The sequence below is a fragment of the Vibrio sp. D431a genome, assembly GCF_030248655.1.
Classification (GTDB): Bacteria; Pseudomonadota; Gammaproteobacteria; order Enterobacterales; family Vibrionaceae; genus Vibrio; species Vibrio alginolyticus.
The window spans coordinates 198,017-219,599 of the sequence record NZ_JAHGAP010000015.1 but is presented as its reverse complement, the minus strand read 5'-3'; the positions used below and the strand labels follow the sequence as shown (position 1 = coordinate 219,599).

18 protein-coding genes are annotated in these 21,583 nt (G+C 44.8%); 13 read left to right on the top strand and 5 right to left on the bottom strand.

Annotated features, from left to right (window positions below; all coding sequences use genetic code 11):
• The first annotated feature begins 102 nt into the window (after positions 1–102).
• Entirely contained in the window at positions 103–909 is an 807-nt protein-coding gene (locus KJB35_RS14015) for a response regulator transcription factor (protein WP_021707696.1), read from the top strand.
• A gap of 82 nt (positions 910–991) precedes the next feature.
• Entirely contained in the window at positions 992–2,251 is a 1,260-nt protein-coding gene (tyrS, locus tag KJB35_RS14010; RefSeq protein ID WP_064376191.1) for a tyrosine--tRNA ligase, read from the top strand.
• A 107-nt stretch (positions 2,252–2,358) separates the two neighbouring features.
• On the opposite strand, the gene KJB35_RS14005 is transcribed toward tyrS, so the two are convergent.
• Together KJB35_RS14005 and KJB35_RS14000 are read right to left on the bottom strand one after the other, a co-directional pair.
• Positions 2,359–3,393 (bottom strand): PotD/PotF family extracellular solute-binding protein, encoded by a 1,035-nt coding sequence (locus tag KJB35_RS14005; RefSeq protein ID WP_149192150.1) that lies wholly within the window; start codon positions 3,391–3,393, stop codon positions 2,359–2,361.
• Between the two features lie 137 nt (positions 3,394–3,530).
• Complete coding sequence (locus KJB35_RS14000; protein WP_054865478.1) at positions 3,531–3,890, bottom strand: DUF6559 family protein; 360 nt, start codon at positions 3,888–3,890, stop codon at positions 3,531–3,533.
• 166 nt (positions 3,891–4,056) lie between these two features.
• Here KJB35_RS14000 and KJB35_RS13995 point away from each other — a divergent pair, with 166 nt between their 5' ends.
• Positions 4,057–4,311 carry a hypothetical protein gene (locus KJB35_RS13995; RefSeq protein ID WP_005387084.1) on the top strand — a complete coding sequence of 85 codons (255 nt, stop codon included), beginning with the start codon at positions 4,057–4,059 and terminating at the stop codon, positions 4,309–4,311.
• 101 nt (positions 4,312–4,412) lie between these two features.
• On the opposite strand, the gene KJB35_RS13990 is transcribed toward KJB35_RS13995, so the two are convergent.
• Complete coding sequence (locus KJB35_RS13990; protein ID WP_213889043.1) at positions 4,413–6,821, bottom strand: glycoside hydrolase family 2 protein; 2,409 nt, start codon at positions 6,819–6,821, stop codon at positions 4,413–4,415.
• Positions 6,822–7,124: 303 nt separating this feature from the next.
• Here KJB35_RS13990 and KJB35_RS13985 point away from each other — a divergent pair, with 303 nt between their 5' ends.
• On the top strand, positions 7,125–8,711 hold the full coding sequence (locus KJB35_RS13985; protein ID WP_005373846.1) for a BCCT family transporter: 1,587 nt from the start codon (positions 7,125–7,127) through the stop codon (positions 8,709–8,711).
• 62 nt (positions 8,712–8,773) lie between these two features.
• Here the strand turns inward: KJB35_RS13985 and KJB35_RS13980 are convergent, their stop codons facing one another.
• Complete coding sequence (locus KJB35_RS13980) at positions 8,774–9,502, bottom strand: UTRA domain-containing protein (RefSeq protein WP_005387087.1); 729 nt, start codon at positions 9,500–9,502, stop codon at positions 8,774–8,776.
• 210 nt (positions 9,503–9,712) lie between these two features.
• On the opposite strand from KJB35_RS13980, the gene KJB35_RS13975 reads away from it, so the two are divergent.
• From KJB35_RS13975 to KJB35_RS13935, 9 genes are all read left to right on the top strand, one after another.
• Positions 9,713–10,780: an ABC transporter substrate-binding protein gene (locus KJB35_RS13975; RefSeq protein ID WP_005373851.1), complete on the top strand. Its 1,068-nt coding sequence runs from the start codon at positions 9,713–9,715 to the stop codon at positions 10,778–10,780.
• A gap of 12 nt (positions 10,781–10,792) precedes the next feature.
• Positions 10,793–11,617, top strand: a complete 825-nt coding sequence (locus KJB35_RS13970; protein ID WP_005373854.1) for an alkaline phosphatase family protein — start codon at positions 10,793–10,795, stop codon at positions 11,615–11,617.
• Positions 11,614–12,504: an ABC transporter permease subunit gene (locus KJB35_RS13965; RefSeq protein WP_158159465.1), complete on the top strand. Its 891-nt coding sequence runs from the start codon at positions 11,614–11,616 to the stop codon at positions 12,502–12,504. Before KJB35_RS13970 ends, KJB35_RS13965 begins: the two co-directional genes overlap by 4 nt.
• Before the next feature lie 2 nt (positions 12,505–12,506).
• Positions 12,507–13,295 carry an ABC transporter permease gene (locus tag KJB35_RS13960; protein WP_065969830.1) on the top strand — a complete coding sequence of 263 codons (789 nt, stop codon included), beginning with the start codon at positions 12,507–12,509 and terminating at the stop codon, positions 13,293–13,295.
• Complete coding sequence (locus KJB35_RS13955; RefSeq protein ID WP_005373862.1) at positions 13,292–14,311, top strand: ABC transporter ATP-binding protein; 1,020 nt, start codon at positions 13,292–13,294, stop codon at positions 14,309–14,311. Before KJB35_RS13960 ends, KJB35_RS13955 begins: the two co-directional genes overlap by 4 nt.
• 2 nt (positions 14,312–14,313) lie before the next feature.
• Positions 14,314–14,973 carry an HAD family phosphatase gene (locus KJB35_RS13950; protein WP_182039506.1) on the top strand — a complete coding sequence of 220 codons (660 nt, stop codon included), beginning with the start codon at positions 14,314–14,316 and terminating at the stop codon, positions 14,971–14,973.
• 192 nt (positions 14,974–15,165) lie between these two features.
• Positions 15,166–15,822, top strand: a complete 657-nt coding sequence (locus tag KJB35_RS13945; RefSeq protein WP_021707693.1) for a TetR/AcrR family transcriptional regulator — start codon at positions 15,166–15,168, stop codon at positions 15,820–15,822.
• The gene (locus KJB35_RS13940) at positions 15,809–17,137 is read left to right on the top strand and encodes an efflux RND transporter periplasmic adaptor subunit (RefSeq protein WP_025767987.1); all 1,329 of its coding nucleotides are present in this window, start codon (positions 15,809–15,811) and stop codon (positions 17,135–17,137) included. The genes KJB35_RS13945 and KJB35_RS13940 overlap by 14 nt, the downstream gene beginning before the upstream one ends.
• On the top strand, positions 17,134–20,235 hold the full coding sequence (locus KJB35_RS13935; protein ID WP_206958717.1) for an efflux RND transporter permease subunit: 3,102 nt from the start codon (positions 17,134–17,136) through the stop codon (positions 20,233–20,235). Before KJB35_RS13940 ends, KJB35_RS13935 begins: the two co-directional genes overlap by 4 nt.
• Before the next feature lie 507 nt (positions 20,236–20,742).
• Here KJB35_RS13935 and KJB35_RS13930 read toward each other — a convergent pair.
• The gene (locus KJB35_RS13930; RefSeq protein WP_025767990.1) at positions 20,743–21,582 is read right to left on the bottom strand and encodes a hypothetical protein; all 840 of its coding nucleotides are present in this window, start codon (positions 21,580–21,582) and stop codon (positions 20,743–20,745) included.
• Position 21,583: the final 1 nt, after the last annotated feature.

Genomic DNA, 21,583 nt, shown 5'->3' with positions numbered 1-21,583 from the left:
CGCAACTTTCTCTATGGAAGTCACCAGAAGATGGCGACTTCCCTTTCTCGTTGGATTGCTTTTGGTTATGCTTGCGCAAAACCACCTGCAATTCGGTATCCCATGCCTGACAATAACTTTAATAATCTGCTAGCAGAAGCAATTTCTGCTCTTAACACGCCTAACTTTACTCCTAAACTTATGCGTGTCATTCGCACTCTTTTTCATTTTGATTGCGCAGTTATTTTAGGTTACCGAGAAGGTAAACATCCTATTTATCTCTACGACTCAATTGAGAACGAGCGAGAGTTACTTTTTCAACGCTACCTTACTGACTCATTTCAAAATGACCCTTTTTTTCTCAAACTAAACGAGACAAAGCAACAAGGCGTATTTACGCTCAAAGACGTGGCGCGTAAAGGCGTTGACTTCACCTCATACTGCGAGCAGTTCTATCATCAAACAGGGTGGAAAGACGAGCTTAGCATGCTAGTCGAAGTTGAATCTGGCCGTTGGGTCATGCTGTACTTCGGATATATGACTGATGGAAAATACTTTTCTCAGCAACAAATCAATAAGCTAAAGCCCTATTTCCCGATAATTCAGTCGCTTTGTCAGCAGCATTGGAAACAAACGGAATTTACCTTTTCTGAGCCTGTTTTTGCACAGAGTGCTTATTCTGGCAGTATGCGATTAGCCATTGAGCAAGCTTTAGCAACGTTTGGCGTAGAATCACTCACCCGTCGCGAACAAGAGGTGGCTTCGCTTCTCGCTCAAGGGTTTGACACCAAAGAAATTGCCGCGCGGTTACACTTAGTTCAAGGCACGGTCAAAAATCATCGAAAGCGAATTTACTCGCAATTAAATGTGTCTTCATTGAGTGAGTTATTCCAGCTTTTCCTCAATCACCTCATTCTCCATTCAAGATAAAAAACTGTCCCTTAAGGGATATATCGAGAAAAGGTGTCGCGTTTTAGTCTGAATACAACAACCACTAAAACAGACAAAAAGAATGACGACACCATTACTGCAAGATTTACAAGATCGTGGCTTGATTGCACAAGCCAGCGATTTGGAAGAAATTCAGACACTTCTCTCACAGCCACAAACCGTTTACTGCGGCTTCGATCCTACAGCTGGCAGCTTGCATATCGGCCACCTCGTGCCTTTGATTATGCTTAAGCGCTTTCAAGATGCCGGACACCAAGCTGTTGCCTTGATTGGCGGTGCAACGGGCATGATTGGCGACCCAAGCTTTAAAGCGACTGAGCGCAGTCTGAACTCAGAGGAAATCGTCTCAGGCTGGGTTAACGATCTTTCTAATCAAATTCAGCAGTTGATGAATCACCAACTGGCCAAGCCGATGATCATGGTAAACAACGCTGACTGGATGAAGTCGATCAATGTGATCGACTTCTTCCGCGATGTGGGTAAGCACTTCTCAATCAATACTATGGTCAACCGAGAATCGGTAAAACAACGCCTGCAACGACCTGACCAAGGTATCTCCTTCACCGAATTTAGCTACGCCCTACTGCAATCGTACGATTTTGCCGAGCTAAACCGTCGATACGGTTGCCGTTTGCAAATCGGTGGCAATGACCAATGGGGAAACATCGTCAGCGGGATCGATTTAACTCGCCGTCAAAATGGTGAGCAAGTATTTGGCTTAACTCTGCCGCTGATCACCAAATCCGATGGCACCAAATTTGGCAAAACCGAAGGCGGTGCAGTATGGCTAGATCCTAGCAAAACCTCTCCTTACGCGTTCTACCAGTTCTGGCTTGGCGCAGAAGACGCCGACGTTTACCACTTCTTGCGTTACTACACATTCTTGAGCTGCGAAGAAATTGCCAGCATTGAAGCGCAAGACCAAGCAAGCCAAGGTAAGCCACAAGCACAACGTATTCTCGCTGAAGAAATGACGCGATTTGTTCATGGCGAAGAAGGCCTAGCCAGTGCCGAGCGTATCACTCAAGCTTTATTCAGCGGTAATGTGCAACAACTGAGTTTGGGTGAATTAAAACAGTTGGAGTTGGATGGTTTACCAAGCATTGAGAGCACACAACAAGATTTGGTTGAGCTGTTGATTGAGTCGGGCTTAGCAAGTTCGAAGCGTGTTGCACGCGAACACATCAGCAACAACGCCATCAGTGTAAACGGTGAAAAAGTGGCGGCTGATAACCCGAGTTTAAGCTTCCCACTGTTTGATCAATATTGGTTACTGCAACGCGGTAAAAAGCACTTCTGCCTCGTAAAGCGTGCCGCGTAGCAACACTCGCAGTACAAAACCTATAAAAAAATTCCCCTCACCACTTTCGTGATGAGGGGAATCCAAATTTGAACGATTTTAAGCCTAACAATAGGCAAAGACGTTGCTTATTGCGTTCTTAAACGTTGCCAGTACTTTTCGTAAATCGCTAACGTTTCTGCGCCAACATCATTAATAAACTCGCCTTTTTTCAAGTCTTCTGATGAAGGGAAAATAGTACGGTTGTTTTTCAACTCTTCTGGCAATTTGTCACGCCCAGCGTTCGTTGCCGACGCATAACCCAAACTGGTCACGATTTCCGCTTGGTTCTCTGATTGGTACATGAAGTTAATAAATTTATGCGCCAATGCTTTGTTTTTACTGCCAGACGGAATAGTGAAGTTGTCCATCCACAATACCGCGCCCTCTTCCGGCATCACGAACTTCAGCTCAGGCATTTCAACCTGTCCTTGGAATGCGTTGCCGTTCCATTGCATGCCGACCGATGTTTCACCGGACACGTAAGGGACTTGCGGCGCATCTGAGTTGTACAGTAATACGTTGTTTTTCAGCGCGACTAGAGAATCGAAAGCCTGCTCGATTTCTGCTTCGTCTTTTGTGTTCACGCTATGGCCATTTTTCTTCAGCGCCATACCGAACACATCGCGAACGTCATCAATCAGCATGACTTGTTGTTCGTATTGAGACTCCCATAAGTCTGCCCATTTGGTCACTGGTTGCTCAACCATGGATTCGTTGTAGCTGATCCCGGTAATGCCCCAAATATAAGGCAGCGAGTAATCATTTTTAGGATCGTGCGCTTGGCCAAGTAAACCGTCCATTGTGTCTTGCATGTTTGGCACTTGAGCGTGATCTATTTTCGAAAGCAGCCCTTCTCGCCCCATTTTTTCAATGAAGTACGCAGAAGCAAAAACCACATCGTAGCCAGAACCTTTTAGCAATTTTAGCTTGGTGTACATTGATTCATTATTCTCAAAGGTCGAATAATTAATCGTAACGCCTTCTTGTTTTTCAAACGCTTTTAACGATGATTCCGGCAAATAGCCACCCCATGCATAAACGTTCAACGTTTTGCTATCTGCATGAGCAAACATGCTGAGCACAAGAGTACTCAGCCCCAATCCTTTGATGATTAATTTCATGGTATGCAATCCAACCAGTCCAGCGACGCGCTGGGATTCGGGTGCATAATTAGGTAATTGTTACCCAATTGAAAGAAAATTTAATTAATCTTTAACAGCAAAAATATTTATCGAATTTATAAAATTAACGCATGTTTTTAATAGCGACTGTGCATACCAAAATGATGAGACATTCCATCTTCCATTCGGCCACCTTTCCAGCCACCAGAACCGAGTAAATTAAGCACATCTTGAGCGGTATAATCGACACCAGCGAAGAAGTCATGCGCCACGTCTGAGCGTATTGCTTGCAACTCTGGTTGGTTTTCCAAATCAAGATCTTGCGGATCCGCATATAATGCCAACGCAATTTTTTGTTGGCACGCGCTTAACTCGCTGGTGCTCGTCTTTACCTGACCAACCGAAAAGTAGTCACGACTGCCGTATCCCACCACCAATCTGGTACTCATTAGTTTAATCACTTTCTTAATGCGGCGACGTTGTATAAATCTCAACATGTTTTGTTATTCCTGTATTAAGTTGGCTATGTCGTATTCTTTTGTTCGAATTAAAACACTCTGTTTTATCCGCGAAATTTCTCTAGCGCTTTTCGCGATGATCGGTTGTATAATACGATTCTGAAATATTTTGTTACGTTACCTCGGTAACCCCTGAGACTGCAACATGAACAACAGCAGATGGGTCGGCTTTATAGGCGGCACGATTGTCTTACTTAGTACCTTTATCCTCTTCGGATCTTCCGTCCACGCTGCTTGGTACCGAATCCCTGCGGAAGCCATTCATGGTATCGCCTTCACTTTGGCTTTTGGTTTAGGGTTAAACAGCCTGCTGGCGTACGCGACGGCAGTGATTACTCTTGCTGCACTATTCTACATTGGCTTTGTCGTTAGCTATCGGGTCCATCAGAAACTTAAATAGTCTTCTGTCTCAACCTGAGCTTAATAACGGATACTTGGTAACTAAAAAGGGAGCAAACGCTCCCTTTTTAGTTACCAGCATATAGATGTTCTATGCCCGCTTTAATCATTAAGGTGGCATACCCTCAACGACTGCTGCATACCTGAAACATCATCACCTAAATACTCAACCGTCATTGGAACGTTGACCAACAGAGTAAAACTGGAGTCACTGAATCTTCCATCAGCATCACTCTCCAAATGAACAAAAAACGCAGGCTTATCCGCAATCAATGTAATTCGCCTCCCTTCAATAGAGACATCTATATTGGCTTTCGCTATCGGCAAGGTTTTTAGCTCGTGAGTACTAAACCATGTGTTGCTTATTCTGTCTTCACCGATTTGCGCTTCAACATAGAAGAAGCCTGACGTAAGTTCATCCTTCTCGATCAATTCATCCAACTGCCACAAAATCGTATTGCTGTCTGCTATGACTGTTTGTTCTAAGCTCCAACATTGCTTTTCTTCCCCTTGCCAATCTACCCACTTAAGCAGTGCGTTGACGCTTGCGGGCTCTTTTGCATCATTGAGCAAATGTAGGCTCAACTCGCCTGTATGCTCGGAAAATACCAAATACTGTGGCGCAAAAAAGCGTTTTGCATGGTAGTGCAACTGCTTCCATCTACCACTGTATTCCAAACTAGACCAAGAACTGACAGGCCAATTGTCGTTGAGTTGCCAGTACAGCATGCCGCGACAAACTGGAGAAATGGCACGCCAATGATCGCATGCAGTTTTGATCGCGATTGCCTGCTGAACTTGACTTAAATACAGCATACTCTCAAATCCAGAGGGAAAACGAAAATAGCGCGTGAACATCTCTGTGATAATACTATTACCTCGAGGGTTCTTCTGATGTTGTTCGAAAGTTGGGGATGTAATATTCCAGTCTTGCTCAGGGACAAACCGCTTAACTTCAGCAAAAGATGGCCAAGATTGAAAACCAAACTCAGAGCAAAAACGAGGATTCACGTCAAGGTAGGCACTGAATGATTTTCCTGAATGCCAAACGTCCCAAAAGTGCATATCGCCTTTACTATCATCATGCCACGCATCACCGAAATCCAGTTCACCATTACATGGGGAACTTGGCCAGAAACGGCGAGTGCTATCTTGCTCGGTAATCTCCTTCTCAATCATGCGGTTGAGGCGATCGTAGTTAACCGTGTATTTGACTTTGCTGCGCTTAGATTCGTCATACCAACCAATAGCTCCAATCACTTCATTGTCACCACACCAAAGTGCGATTGATGGGTGCTTCTTAAGCCTCGGGATTTGGAATCTAAGTTCTTCTTCTACGTCTTTTAAAAACTCGTCGTTTGATGGGTACAACGAGCAGGCGAACATCATGTCTTGCCACACCAACAAGCCAAGTTCATCACAAAGGTTATAAAAGGTTTCACTCTCGTACTGACCACCGCCCCATACGCGAATCATGTTCATGTTGGCGTCAACCGCACTTTGCAAAAGGTTGCGATAACGTGTTTCGCACTCTCGCCCCGGCATTGCGTCAATAGGGATCCAGTTGGCACCTTTAGCATTAATCGGTACGCCATTGACGATAAATTCCATTGCAGAGCCGTGCTCATCAGCTTGGTTATTTAGGGTTAACTGACGCAAACCAATGTTGTGCGTTAACTTTTGCTCTCTGCAAGAAATGGTAATGGGATAGAGATACGCTTCGCCATAACCCGATGGCCACCAGCGTTGAGGCTCCAAAATGTGGAACTGGCAATGATAGTGACCACTTCCTTTTGTTTGAATACATTGACGCTCACCATTAAATTCAACCATCATTTCATGGCGTTGACTGTCCGTTTCCACTTCAACTACTACATCAAGAAACACACTCCCATCGGCTTGCCATTGCTGCTCTGTCGAGAAGCCTTTGAGCCAAAGCTCATTCACAATGTCGATTTGAATGGGGTCGTAAATACCCGATACCATCAAGCAAATGCCCCAGTCCCATCCGGAATGGCATTGTGTTTTGCGGATCAAGTTCATGTGTGGAATTTGGTTGTTGCCCATTGCCGATGGAATAGGAAATGGCAGTTTTTTTGCTCTTGCGATACCTTCTAAATCCGCCCGAGCAAACTCAATCCGAATCGTGTTAGTACCTTGCTTTAAATGCGGTTTAATATCCACACGTTGCTGGGTAAACATGTTGCTGCACGTTAGTGCTAGCTCACCATTAACATAGAAGGTTGCCAATGTATCGACACGAGTTAGCGTCATCCAAATTTGCTTGGCAGACAACGTAAACGCGTCGACTTCAAACTCACGTGAGATATGCCACTCACACTCTTCAATCCATCGAACTTTGTTTTCATTATCGGCAAAATAAGGATCTGGAATCTGCTCTGTTTGTAAAAGCGCCGACACATTATCGCCCGGAATAAACATTGGAATTTCAAGATTGGGACGCTGTGGCGAGGTAAGCATCCACTGCCCGTTAAGTTCGAAGTGAGCCATCGAGTTAAACCTTAGCTTGGGAAAAACATGTTTTCTCAATGTAATCCTGACAATCCCATGCAAAAACAAGGGAAATGTTAATTACATACGAAATGCGGTGCATTTCACGTAAAAACTCTTTCTTTTGATCTCTACCCAAAAATCAGCAACTTGGCTAACCTGTTAAAAATTAATCGAAATCTAAGGTTATATTTGCAACTTCGACATGTTAACATCATCAGCTTTTTGAACATCCTCACACTTTTCGTTGAAACGATGTGAGGGGAAATGCACGGCTTCATAGCCCTAAAAAGCGAAGTAATTATGTCAAATATGACGAATGCCGCCTCCCACACAGCGCCTATTCAGGATGCTGACTATTCTGCTATTCATCCCCCATCTTTACTCAAGCGCCTCGAACTCACCAATCCTGTCTTTTGGTTAAGTGGTAGCTTCCTCACTCTATTCGTTTTACTTGCTCTAACGAATACCGACTCTCTAACCGCAATGGTTAACACCGGCTTCGGCTTTGCTACTAAATATTTCGGAGCTTACTGGCAAGTACTGCTTCTTCTGAATTTCCTAATTGGTTTGGCTCTTGCGTTTGGTCGCACTGGTTATGTGCGCCTAGGTGGTCTAGCGAAACCTGATATTGATAACTTTAAGTGGTTGTCAATCGTACTCTGTACTCTACTTGCAGGTGGTGGTGTGTTCTGGGCCGCAGCTGAGCCTATCGCGCACTTTGTGACTGCTCCGCCTCTATACGGGGAAGCCTCACCGAAAACTGCCGCAATCAATGCCCTATCTCAGTCTTTTATGCACTGGGGCTTCTTAGCTTGGGCGATCCTTGGTGGTCTATCTTCCATTGTCTTAATGCACTTGCATTACGATAAAGGCCTGCCTCTTAAGCCGCGTACTCTGCTTTACCCTGTTTTTGGTGATAAAGCCATTAAAGGCTGGATTGGTGATGTTGCTGACGCATGTAGCATCATTGCAGTAGCAGCAGGAACCATCGGTCCTATCGGCTTCTTAGGTTTACAAATTAGCTACGCGCTAAACTCATTGTTTGGCCTGCCAGATACGTTCGTAACGCAAAGCATGGTTATCATGGCGGCGATCCTGATGTATACCCTTTCCGCACTGAGCGGTTTGAGCAAGGGTATTCAAATCGTCAGTCGTTACAACATCATTTTGTCTGTACTATTAATTGGTTACATCCTGTTCTTCGGGCCGACAAGCTTTATCGTTGATGGCTACGTGCAAGGCGTTGGTCGTATGGTGGATAACTTCTTCCCTATGGCACTTTACCGTGGTGATACAGGCTGGCTAAGTTGGTGGACAGTATTCTTCTGGGGTTGGTTTATCGGTTATGGCCCAATGATGGCGATCTTTATTGCTCGTATCTCTCGTGGTCGTACAATTCGCCAATTAATCATGTCTATTAGCATCGCGGCACCGCTGATTACTTGCTTCTGGTTTAGTATCGTTGGTGGCAGTGGCCTTGCGTTTGAACTTGATAACCCTGGTTTGATTTCATCTGCGTTTGAAGGCTTTAACTTGCCTGCAGCACTGCTAGCGATTACTGGTGAATTACCTTACCCAATGATCATTTCGGTTCTGTTCCTGATCTTAACGACAACATTTATCGTGACGACGGGTGACTCGATGACTTACACAATCAGTGTAGTGATGACGGGCTCAACAGAACCAAACGCAGTGATTCGCTCGTTCTGGGGTCTGATTATGGGTATTGTCGCTATTGCGCTTATCTCAATGGGCTCTGGTGGTATTTCTGCATTGCAGTCTTTCATTGTAATTACTGCCGTACCTGTGTCTTTCATTTTGCTGCCAAGCATTTGGAAAGCACCCGGCATTGCAAGCAGAATGGCAAAAGAGCAAGGCCTCGTTTAAACCGCCTCTCTAACCAATATGCGAAAAAGAGCCCTTCATTGGGCTCTTTTTAATTCTGCGCTTTATCCTACGCTATCAATGCGAATCATCACGGCGTCTGGACGCCAATACTCGAATTCGCAGTCCATTAAATGCCCATCTTGTTTGTAGTTTACCCGCCGAATTTTCAGAACGGGTTGTCCTTCAGCTAGGTTCAACGCCTTAGCGACATGAGCAGGAGCTGACGTTGGAATCACATCAAAACGAGAGCGCTTTGTCTCGTAACCATACTTCTCACGATAAATGCCCGTCAGGGACATGGTGAGGTTCTCAGACAATATACCCTCAAACAGTGCCGCTTTGAGCACGTTCTCAACAAACAATACCGCTCGCCCATCAATAAAACGTAACCGTTCAATTACATAAATTGGGGTAATTCGCTCCACCTCTAACGATTTGGCATACTCACCTGCGGCCATTTCACTTCGCACGTTGAGTAACTTAGTTTCTGCAATACGATGCTGCTCTCGAATCATCTGATGGAAGTGAGAACGAGACAACGGGTTGTAACAGATACGCTCAGGAGATACATACCAACCCCGGCGCTCTTCTCGATAAATAAGACCTTCCGTTTCCAAAGACACCAACGCATCTTTGATAGTGATTCGAGTTGTAGAAAACAGCTCACTGAGCTCTCTCTCTGACGGCAGTTTTTGTCCTTCCGACATGATGCCGGAAAGAATCTGCTGTTTTAAGCTGCTTCTAATTTTTCCTAATTGGGTACCAAATTGTCCGGTGCCTGTCGCTCTCATTCTGATCTAGTCCAACGATAATTTGACGAATAACATAAGGCGTTTACGTAACAAAAATATGACATTAATCAACAGAACACATACTGAACGTATGAAATATAAGTGCCACATAAAATCAGCAAAACTGTCAAATTACTTGCGCTAAATCGTCACATTCCATCCATAGCATACAAAGCGAACTTACTGACCTAGTCCAGAAGGATGGAGACAATGAAAACTTTGCTAAGTCGTTCAATTACCGCACCAGCGGCAATCATTGCGGTAACGCTCGCTACGCCAACAGTAGCGAAAGAAGCCGATATTGAATCTTTGGTAGCAGCAGCACAAAAAGAAGGGGCGGTTTACAGTGTGGGTATGCCTGACAGTTGGGCAAACTGGAAAGACACTTGGGCTGATTTAAAGTCAAATTACAACCTTAAGCACCAAGACACGGATATGAGCTCGGCTCAAGAAATCGCAAAATTCGAAGCTGAGAAGAAAAACGCGACCGCAGACATTGGTGACGTAGGCTTTGCCTTCGCACGTGTAGCGGTTAAAAAAGGCGTCACTCAGCCATATAAACCAACAACTTGGAATGACATCCCAGATTGGGCAAAAGACGAAGATGGTCATTGGGCACTTGCTTACACTGGCACTATTTCTTTTATCTCCAACAATAACCTCGTAAAAGACGCGCCAAAAACGTGGGATGACCTATTAAAAGGCGACTACAAAGTGACCGTAGGTGACGTAGGCGTAGCAGCACAGGCAAACAACGCGGTTCTCGCCGCAGCGTTCGCCAACGGTGGGGACGAATCCAACCTCAAGCCTGCGCTCAAATTCTTTTCTGAACTCGCTAAGCAAGGTCGTCTTTCATTTACCGATCCGAACATCGCCAACCTAGAAAAAGGCGAAGTGGAAGTGGCGATCATGTGGGACTTCAATGCATTGAACTACCGCGACAAAATTGACCGCGACCGCTTTACAGTGAGCATTCCTCAAGATGGCTCTGTGATTTCTGGTTATACAACCATAATCAATAAATACGCGAAGAACCCTAATGCAGCAAAGCTTGCTCGTGAATACATCTTCAGCGATCAAGGGCAAATCAACTTAGCAGAAGGTTATGCGCGTCCAATCCGCACCAACATCACACTGCCTCAAGCAGTGCAAGACAAGCTAATTGCTAATGACCAATACAGCAATGTTCACCCAGTGACTGACTTCTCAGCTTGGGAAAAGTCCGCACGTAAGCTGCCACGTCAATGGCAAGAAAGTGTCTTAATCCACCAGCAATAAGAGTAAGTCGTTATGAGCAATAAGGTCATCCTTGTTGTTCTAGATGGACTGAACTATCAGGTAGCCCGTGATTGCATGGGCTACCTCAATGGTCTTCTAGAACAAAGTCGTTCCCAACAAGAAACTCGCGCAACGCTTTATCCTGTGCAGTGTGAGCTACCCTCTATGTCTCGCCCACTTTATGAGTGCATTTTAACGGGCGTTCGCCCTGTAGAAAGCGGCATCGTAAACAACAATATCGTTCGTCTATCCAAACACGATTCCATTTTCAGTTTGGCAAAAGCCCAAGGAAAAGTGACCGCTGCGGCTGCCTACCACTGGGTAAGTGAGCTTTATAATCGCGCGCCATTTGAACCTGTTCGCGATCGTTTCACGCATGATGAAACCCTGAATATCCAGCACGGCTGCTTTTACCATTGGGATCATTATCCTGATGAAGCCTTGTTCCTGGACGCAGAGTATTTACGCCGCAACTATCAACCTGATTTCTTATTGATCCATCCGATGAATATCGACGATACAGGACATAAGTTTGGCCTAGACTCTCGCCAATACCGCAATTGTGCGCGAGGTGCAGACATTATTCTTTCCAACTACATCGATCAATGGCTTGCTGATGGGTATCAAATCATTGTGACCAGCGATCATGGCATGAACAACGATCTTTCTCACGGTGGGATTTTACCTGAAGAACGAGAAGTTCCCCTGTTTGTCATTGGTGATAAGTTTACCCATCAAGATTGTCATATTAAGCAAACTGATATTTGTGGCACCGTTTGTCAATTGCTAAACCTTGACCACACGAAGCCATACACTCAGGAATTGTTAGCACTATGAGCAGTTCAGTCCTCTCCCCAAGCTCTAGCGAATCACGTTCAAATTTGGCAAGTACTTGGTTAAAGCGCTTTAAGCCAGCCATTTGGTTGGCACCTTTCGCACTGTTTTTCTATCTATTTCAACTCGCACCGATGATTTGGGTGCTGTTAAACAGCTTTATCTACGATGGCGAGTTTGCCTTCGATAACTACATTGAAGTGCTCGACTCCGCCTTTATGATGCAGGCGTTTGGCAACAGTTTGTGGTTAGCTGTGTGGTCGAGCATTTTTGGCTTAGCCATTGCGACTCTGTTGGTCTCTTCTCTACGCAGAGTCGATTCTAAAGTCCGCGACGGTGTGATTGCGTTTACGAACATGAGCAGCAACTTTGCAGGCGTACCTCTGTCATTCGCTTTTATCATTATTTTGGGCACCAATGGGGCGATTACCCTTTTGCTCAAGCAGTATGGCTTACTCGGTGATTTCGACCTTTATGGTAAATGGGGTCTGCTGGCCATTTACATCTACTTCCAAATCCCGCTGGCGGTGTTGTTGCTCTACCCTGCGTTCGATGCGTTGAGTGATGATTGGCAAGCAGCTGCTGCGCTACTGGGAGCCAAAACATCACAGTATTGGGCGAAAATCGCGCTGCCAGTGCTCTCACCAGCCTTATTCGGTACCTTTATTATCTTAATAGCCAACGCAATCGGCGCATATGCGAGTGTTTATGCGTTGACCTCCGGTAACTATAACGTCATCACAATTCGAATTGCGAGTCTGGTATCGGGAGACCTGTTCCTTGAACCTAATCTCGCCGCTGCAATTTCGGTGGTTCTAATGGTGTTACTTGCCTTTATCACATTGATTAACCAATGGCTCATTTCGAAAAGCTATGCAGGTAGGAAGTAGTCATGCACAACGTTAATACTCGATTCCATAAAACAGTGGTTTATTCCATTGTTGGGATCATGCTCATCCCGATTTTAGCGACCTTTGTCTATTCGCTTTCATCACGCTGGGGTGCCACGGTGCTTCCAGATGGTTTCACTTTTGATTGGTACGTTAAATTGCTGACCGACCCACGCTTTTTGCAAGCGTTTGGGCGTTCGCTGTTTATTTGTATTGCTTCGCTAACCCTCAGTGTGCTTCTGGTTCTGCCAGCGATATTCGTGGTGTTTTACTACTTTCCGAAGCTCGATAAGCTCATGAACGTATTGATTTTGCTACCATTCGCTGTACCACCAGTGGTGTCCTCCGTCGGCTTGCTTCAACTTTATGCTGACAGTGAAATCTCCCTTATCGGTACTCCTTGGATTCTAGTAGGTACTTACTTCACCATCGCGTTACCGTTCATGTATCGTGCGATTTCTAATAGCTTCGAAGCAATTAACCTTAACGATTTAATGGACGCTGCACACTTGCTAGGGGCAAGCACAACCAAAGCGTTTTTGATGGTCATTTTACCTAACCTCAAAAAAGGACTGATGGCATCGCTTTTCCTTTCATTTTCATTTCTATTGGGAGAGTTTGTGTTCGCCAATATTTTAGTCGGCACACGTTATGAAACCCTGCAAATCTACTTGTATAACATGCGTCAGACGAGCGGCCACTTTACGTCTGCCTTAGTGATGACCTACTTCCTATTTATTTTTTTACTGACTTGGTTGGCAAGTCGTTTCAGCCGAGGAGTCAAACAATGAGCTACGTAACAGCGAAAAATCTGACTAAACGTTTTGGTGATAACACCGTATTTGAGGACATTCACTTTAACATCGAGCAAGGTGAATTCATTACGCTTTTGGGCCCTAGCGGTTGTGGTAAATCGACACTACTTCGCAGCCTTGCTGGGCTTAACCCTGTCGATGGAGGCGAGATTTGGGTAAACGGAGAAGATATCACGCATCAAGTCCCGCAAGAGCGTGGTATTGGGATGGTCTTTCAATCGTATGCGCTGTTTCCCAATATGACCGTCGAAGGCAACATTGCATTTGGCTTAAAAATGAAAAAGCTTGCGAATGATGATATTCGACGTGAAGTGGCTAAAGTCATCAAACTGGTGGATCTGGCAGGTAAAGAAAAACACTATCCGCATCAACTTTCTGGCGGTCAGCGCCAGCGTGTCGCACTCGCTCGAGCATTGGTGGTGAAACCTCGCATATTATTGCTTGATGAGCCACTTTCTGCGCTTGATGCCAAAATCCGCAAACACCTTCGTCAGCAAATCCGAGACATTCAGAAAGAGATGAATCTCACCACTATCTTCGTAACTCATGACCAAGAAGAGGCGATGATTATGTCTGATCGTATCTTCCTAATGAGTAAAGGGGAAATTGTTCAAGCAGGAACACCTGAAGAAATTTATACTCATCCTGCTAACGAGTTTGTGGCCGGTTTCATGGGGCACTACAACCTTGTAGAGGCCAATAAAGCCAAGCAACTCTTCAACATTGATACCGAATGGAAAGTAGCGATTCGCCCAGAGTCTATATATGTAAAAGAGCAAGGTCGTCAATATGATAGCCACATCTCAGCGCCACAAGTAGGTACGATCACCAACCACCAGCTTCTAGGTAATGTTATTCGCTATCAAGTGAACGTTGAAGAGTGTGAGCTCACTGTTGACTTGCTTAACCGCTCTTCAGAACGCTTACTAGCGAATGGCAGCCAACTAGAGCTACTCTTTAACCTAAACGAAATTCAACCAGTGAGAGCCTAAACATGTCCAAACCTTTGTATGTTTTTGATATGGATGAAACCCTAATAAACGCTGACTGCGCAATGATTTGGAACGAGTTTATGGTTGAGAAAGGCATCGCGACTGATCCTTTATTTATTCAGGAAGATCAGCGTCTAATGGCCTTGTACTCTGAAGGCAAAATGGACATGGAAGACTATCTAGCGTTCTCCATGAAGCCACTAGAAAACATGCCGATTGAAGAAGTAAATGCCTTGGTTGAAGAATGTGTTGAAAGCCATATTTTGCCTAAACAGTTCCCTCAAGCCAAAACCCTGATTGAGCAACTGTCTCGTGATGGTATAGATATGGTTATCATCTCTGCCAGCGTCACTTTTTTGGTGGAAGCCGTTGGTCGCCGTCTTAATATTCCAACCGCACTCGGAATTGATTTAATCGAGAAAAACAACCGTTATACTGCTGAAATCGACGGTGTCCCGAGTTATCGTGAAGGCAAAGTCACGCGATTAAAACAGTGGCTAGAAAATCAGCCTGAGCCTTATTCCGAAATCCATTTCTATACCGATTCAATCAACGATTTACCGCTTTGTGAATACGCGAACTACGCTTATCTGGTAAATCCATGCCCACAACTAAAAGAACACGCCAACAGACCGAATTGGAGTGTGTTAAGTTGGGGGTGATATAGCCTCACAAGACCGTTCTTCCTAAGTAAATACTTTTCTATTTGTTCAAAGAGCAGTTCTTTCTGCTCTTTTTTACTTCTCTTCATCACAAATTAATCACTTGATTAAATACTGATTAATTTTTCACATGTCGCATGAGAAATCAGCGTCTTATAATTAATCAAATGTTTAATATTTTGAGAGAAGATTGTGACGGAAGCGCATCGAAGGGCGGGAAGACCCACAGATAATATCGACGCAAGGGAAAAACTGATTTTCCACGCGCGCGAACTCTTCACCATTATGGCTTATGACAAGGTCTCTACTCGCCTAGTCGCGCAGAAAGCAGGCGTGAACGTGGCGATGATTCGTTACTACTTTGGCAACAAAGAAGGCTTGTTCGAGACCATGTTGCGCGAAACACTGTCACCGATGCAAAAGCAGATGCAGACGTTGGTATCCAACAGTAACGAGCAAAACTTTCTCGATCTAATGCGCACCTACTACCGCGAAATGATCAAGGTACCACAGTTCCCACGCTTAGTTGCCCAAGTTATGAATATGCCCCCATCGGAAACCCAACGCAAACTGCTCGAAAAAGTCTTCGCAGATATCAGTAAGCCAATGCAAGGCGTGATCTTTGATAAGTTGATCGACAGTGGCGTTTTACGAAAAGACGCCGACCCTCAACTTTGTCGCGTCTCTTACATCAGCTTGATGGTATTTCCTTTTATGGCACCACCAGCACTGCTCGCCATTCATGGCATTGAACTTTCTGAAGCCTTCTTGAACCGATTATTCGAACACAACATACAACTGATGAAACATGGATTTTTAGACTCGGGCGACCAATATGAAGATAAATAAAAAGCTGCTGTTCTTTCCTGCTCTTGCGGTGGGGGTCGTCATTCTGTTTTTGGCGATTAGCCTCAAACCAGATTTGCCCGTAAAACCCGCTGGAGATCGTGCACGGTTGGTCGAGACGATTCCACTTGAGCTCAAAGCCATTGCTCCAGTAGCCATAGGGTTTGGCAAGATCGCCCCAAAAGTGGAATGGAAAGCGATAGCCGAAGTGACGGGTAAAGTGGTCTACCGCCATCCGCAACTGGAAAAAGGACAAGTGTTGCAAGCAGGGACAGAAATCTTGCGCATCGACCCGCTCGATTACGAGTTGAAACTGGTTCAAGCTCAAGCCGATCTCAAATCTGCCCAAACCTCTCTGGCTAAGCTGAACCAAGAAGAAGCGAATCTCAAAAGCACACTCAAGATAGAAGCCAACCGTCTGGTTATCGCCAACAAAGAGTTAGACCGTAAACAAAACCTACGTAAGAAAGGCTTAACCTCGCAATCGGATGTAGATCAGCAAGAGCAAAGCGCGCTCTCTCAACGTAAGTTAGTACTGGATATTGAAAATCAAATTGGTTTGATGCCGGATGAGAAACGAGTCGCGGAAGCCCTAGTTAAAGTTAATGCATCAAAAGTGGATGAGGCCGAACGCTCGCTTGATAAAACCATCATCACGCTTCCTTACGATTTGCGTATTGCTGACGTAGAAATTGAGAAAAAGCAAGTGGTTAACCTCCAACAAACCATGGTGACAGGACATGGTATTGATGTCATGGAAGTGGAAGCTCAACTATCCATTCATGACATGCAAACTTTGGCGGCGAGCATCGGTGAGTTTGTCCGCGATGAATCTGGTATTCCACAACCTGATATGAATGCGATTCATGCCAACATTGAACTCAGCAGCGGTAACCTCTCTGCAAGCTGGCCTGCGAAAGTTGCACGCATCAGTGAAACGGTTGATCCAAGCCAAGCGACTGCCGGTGTGATTCTGGAAATTGAACAAGACTACCGTGCATTAAACCCAACGTCTGCGCCTCCATTGGTGAACGGCATGTTTGTGCGTGCCTTGATTGAGGGACAAGAGAACCCGAGTTGGGTCATCCCAGAGCGTGCGCTTCATGGCAATAAGATTTACCTGATGGGCGATGACAATCGTCTGCAAGTCGTCACGGTTGAAGTGTTATATCGTCGCAATAACCAAGTGGTGATCGATGGTGAACTAGAGCAAGGTCAGAAGCTGATCATCAACGATTTGCTGCCTGCGATTAACGGCATGCTATTGAAAGAGTCACCTGAACAGTCAGAAACGGCTATTGAGGAGTCTGATTCATGATCCGATTCTTCGCCAAGCATCCAACAGCAGCCAACTTGCTGATGCTAACGCTGCTGATATTGGGGATTTCTTCACTTTCCACGATTAAGCGTGAAACTTTTCCTGAGTTTGATCCGCCCTACATCCTAGCTGGTGTGGTTTACCCCGGCGCTTCCCCTCAAGAGGTAGAAGAGAGCATCTGTATCCGAATGGAAGATGCTGTCGATGGCCTTGCCAACATTAAAGAAACTCAGTGTGAAGCGATTGAGGGTTCTGCGCGTCTTATCTTAAAACTGAATGAAGAAGCCGACATTGGGCGCATGTTGGTTGATGTTCAAACCCAGATCAACTCGATAAACGACTTCCCACAAGAGATTGAATCTCCTGTGGTCCAAGAGCTCGATTGGAACGAGCCAGTTGTGGATGTCGCGATCACCGCAGATACCACATGGCCAGAGCTAAAAGCGTATGCCGAACAGCTTAAACGCACGTTAAAAATCGATTACGATGTCTCTTTGGTTGAAGTTGCTGGCTTCTCTGACCACCAATACCGAGTAGAGTTAGACACTCAAGCTATCCGACAACTTGGTTTGAGTGTTGGTGATATTGCGGACCAGATTGGTCGTCAAAACGTCAAGTTGCCAAGTGGTAATGTCGAAACGCCAGATAAGAACTTTCTGATCCGCTTTGACGAACGACGCGTGACGCCGGAAGAGCTTGAGACTATCGTCGTGGGCTCTGGTACAAATGGCTCAATCATCCGTCTAAGAGATATTGCGACGATTACCGACCGGTTTGAATTGGACGAACAGAAAGTCCTCTTCGATGGTCACCCTTCTGCCCTACTAAAAGTCAGCAAAAACAAAGAAGATGACGCACTGCGTATCAAGGAACGGGTTGCTCAATTTGTCGAAGAACAACAAGCTATCGCGCCAGACGGTGTGATGCTACAAATGACCAATGACCTTTCATCCGTGCTTTGGGATCGCCTGACCATGATGGTCAAAAACGGTTGGCAAGGTATCATTCTGGTCTTCGCCACCATGTGGTTGTTCTTTAGTTTTCGCTATTCCTTTTGGGTCGCAGCTGGTTTACCCGTTGCCTTCTTAGGTGGGTTATTTTTGATGGCGCAACTTGGCCTGTCCATCAACATCATGTCTTTGGTCGGGTTACTCATGGCCATCGGTATCATGATGGATGATGCCATCGTTATTGCCGAATCGATTGCCGCTCACCTCGACCGAGGAGAAGAGATCGATGATGCCGTTATCAAAGGAGTGAAAAAGGTACTGCCAGGGGTAATTTCTTCCTTCCTAACTACGGTGTGTATTTTTGGTAGCTTGTTATTCCTGCAAGGTGAAATGGGTGCGGTACTTAAAGCAGTTCCTCAAGTTCTGATCCTCGTTTTGAGTTTGAGTTTGGTGGAAGCCTTCTTGATCCTACCTAACCACCTTTCTCATTCGCTACATAAACAAAAGCAAGAGCGAAAAACACCGAAGTTCAAACAAAAGCTGCTCGCTTCTTTTGAAAACTTCCGCAACACCACCTTGGTCAACGCAGTAGATAAAGTGGTCGAGTATCGCTATGCCTTTATGGGTGGCGTGGTTGCCTTGCTTCTTATCTCCGCGGCCACGTTAGTAGGTGGTTTACTCAAGTTCCAACCCTTCCCTGAATTGGATGGCGACATTGCAGAAGCGCGTATTATTCTTCCTCCGGGTTCTTCTCTGTCTCAAACGGAAGCTGTCGTCGATAAGATCGTCGCTTCCGCTCAAAAGCTAGATAAAGAATGGACAGAGAAAGTGGAAGACGGCAATCCATTGGTTCTACACATTACCAGTCAATTCAACGCTAACGCCGACGCGAATGAATCTGGCCCTCACATTGCCACGGTACGTCTGGATTTGCTGGGCGCCGAGAGTCGTAACACACTCATCGATGAATTTATCGACGCATGGCGTGAAGACATTGGTGAACTTGCCGATCCTATCTCGCTGGTATTTAAACAACCGACCATGGGGCCGGGTGGACGAGCGATTGAAATTCGAGCGAAGCATGATGAACTGGATGCGCTCAAAGCCGCCTCTATCGACATTCAACAATACTTAAATGAGTTTGACGGTGTCCATGGCGTGTTGGATGACATGCGTATGGGTAAAGAAGAAGTCTTGGTAAAACTGCGTCCGGGCGCAGAAGCTTACGGGATTAACGGCCAACTCATCGCCAATCAATTGCGTGCAGCTTTCTTTGGCCAAACCGCAGACGAGATCCAAGTTGGGGTAGAAAACATTTCAATCGAAGTTCGCCTCGATAAAGCACAAGCCGGTGACTTACAGCAATTGGCAAACTTTCCGATTATCTTGTCCGATGGCAGTCAAATCCCCCTCGCAACCATTGCGACTTTGGATTTCCAACGTAATTACGTAAGAATCCAGCGCATTGATGGCTTGAGGACTGTGAGCGTATTCGGCGATATCAACAATACGAAAGCCAACTCAACCGCCATTATTCGTCAGTTCCAACAGGATGAGGCGCCAAAGCTTATGCAAAAGTATCCTGGTCTTCGCTTTGATTTTGAAGGCGAAGCCAAAGATACCGCTGAAACTGGCGCATCAATGGGTAAAGGCTTCTTGCTTGGTTTATTTGGCGTGTTTGCGATTCTGAGTTACCAATTCCGCAGTTATTTGGAACCATTCGTCGTCATGCTTGCGATTCCACTCGCCTTTATTGGCGTGGTATGGGGACACATCCTACTCGGTCACTCATTAAGTATGCCGAGTATGATGGGCTTTGTCTCACTAGCGGGGATTGTGGTGAATGACTCGATTCTGTTAGTTCAGTACATACGCCATCATGTCGATGAAGGGGATAATGTGCACGACTCAGTAGTCAAAGCCAGTCGGGAACGCTTTAGAGCAGTATTCCTGACATCAATGACCACTGCAGCAGGTTTGCTTCCGTTACTGACTGAAACCAGTTTGCAAGCACAGGTTATCCAACCACTGGTTATCTCTATCGTGTTTGGTATTTTCGCATCCACTCTGCTGGTGTTGTTTATGATCCCTGCTGCGTATGCCATTTTAGCTGACTTCGGCCTAGTCCATAAGCACGAAGAAATCTAAAACGACTGATAAGTAAACTTATCAAAATGCACAAGAGCGGCTTAGGTCGCTTTTTGTTCAATACCAATGCGTTAAAAAACACACAATCACTTAACAAACAGAGGGTTATTGTGTCTCATTAAGTGTGAATATGAACAGTTAAGGATTAAGTATGTTGAGTTTTATATAACCAAATCAAATAACCAACACAAGATTTATAATATGTCTTATTGTCAAAAACGGAATTTCACAGAGTAAAAATACACGCAGGCAACACATTCACAATTTAAACTCACGATAATGAAAACATTGATTGAAGAATTAACATTTTAACAATCATTACAACAATGTTAACTTTAGCCTCGTTGGTCGTGCTGGTGGTAAGCCTCTCACCAAGCCTATTGTCAGTTTTATATGGACGTTCGACCACCTCCAAAATGAATAGACACCCAATTTGGTGCCCTTTTTTCGCCCGTGAAAGCATTTTTCGCGGGCTTTTTTCTTTAAGTTAAGTATGAACGCTCTGGATCAACTTTTTTTTGTCAACCTTTCGGATTTGGAGGTAGTATGTGAATCAATAAGCGGAGACAGTGCTAGCAACTCTAAAACATTTTTTTCAAAGATTTCATCCGCGTGTCTTACCCAATCTAAAAACTTTTTTTGAGCAAACATAGGCTCGATTTCATATAAAAATTCAATACTAAAGTAAAACTCATTTTTGATAGGCAAATTGTACACTCTTCGATAGTCTTTTTTATACTCCAAATTTCCTTCTACATATTTTGAAAATGTATTTTCACCAATCTTGATATCTTGGCATTTGATTGGAGGGTAACCACGAAGAAACTCTCCTACAAGGAACTCTTCTTTCGCTCTCTTTTTTTCTTCGTTTATCGGGTCCATTCCCCAACGATGATTTGCGTACGCAATGGCATCATTCATCAACTCTGTATGATCACCTTTTCGAGAGCCGTCAGGTGACTCTACAGCATGATAAAAATCCACGTACTCTTTCTCTATAAATGAAGATAGTTCATTAACACTAGTAATATATTTATCTGAAGATTTAATCCTTAACCGAATATATAAACCACCTTGTTTATTGATTGGTAATAGTGGATTTATTATTTTATTTTGAAAAGAGAAATAAATCGTGGCCAATTTTATAAACTTTTCATGCCGCTCTACTTTTGAATCAATATTGAACCGTTGTAATTCAATAAAATCTTGGTATACATGTCCTTCATATATGTTGTTCGGACACTCAAATGACAGCACTAAGTCATCTATCTGGAATACATTATGTAACAAGTTTGCAAAATCTGGCTTTCCTCGAAAGCCATCTTTATACATTTTAATAAGGCCCATA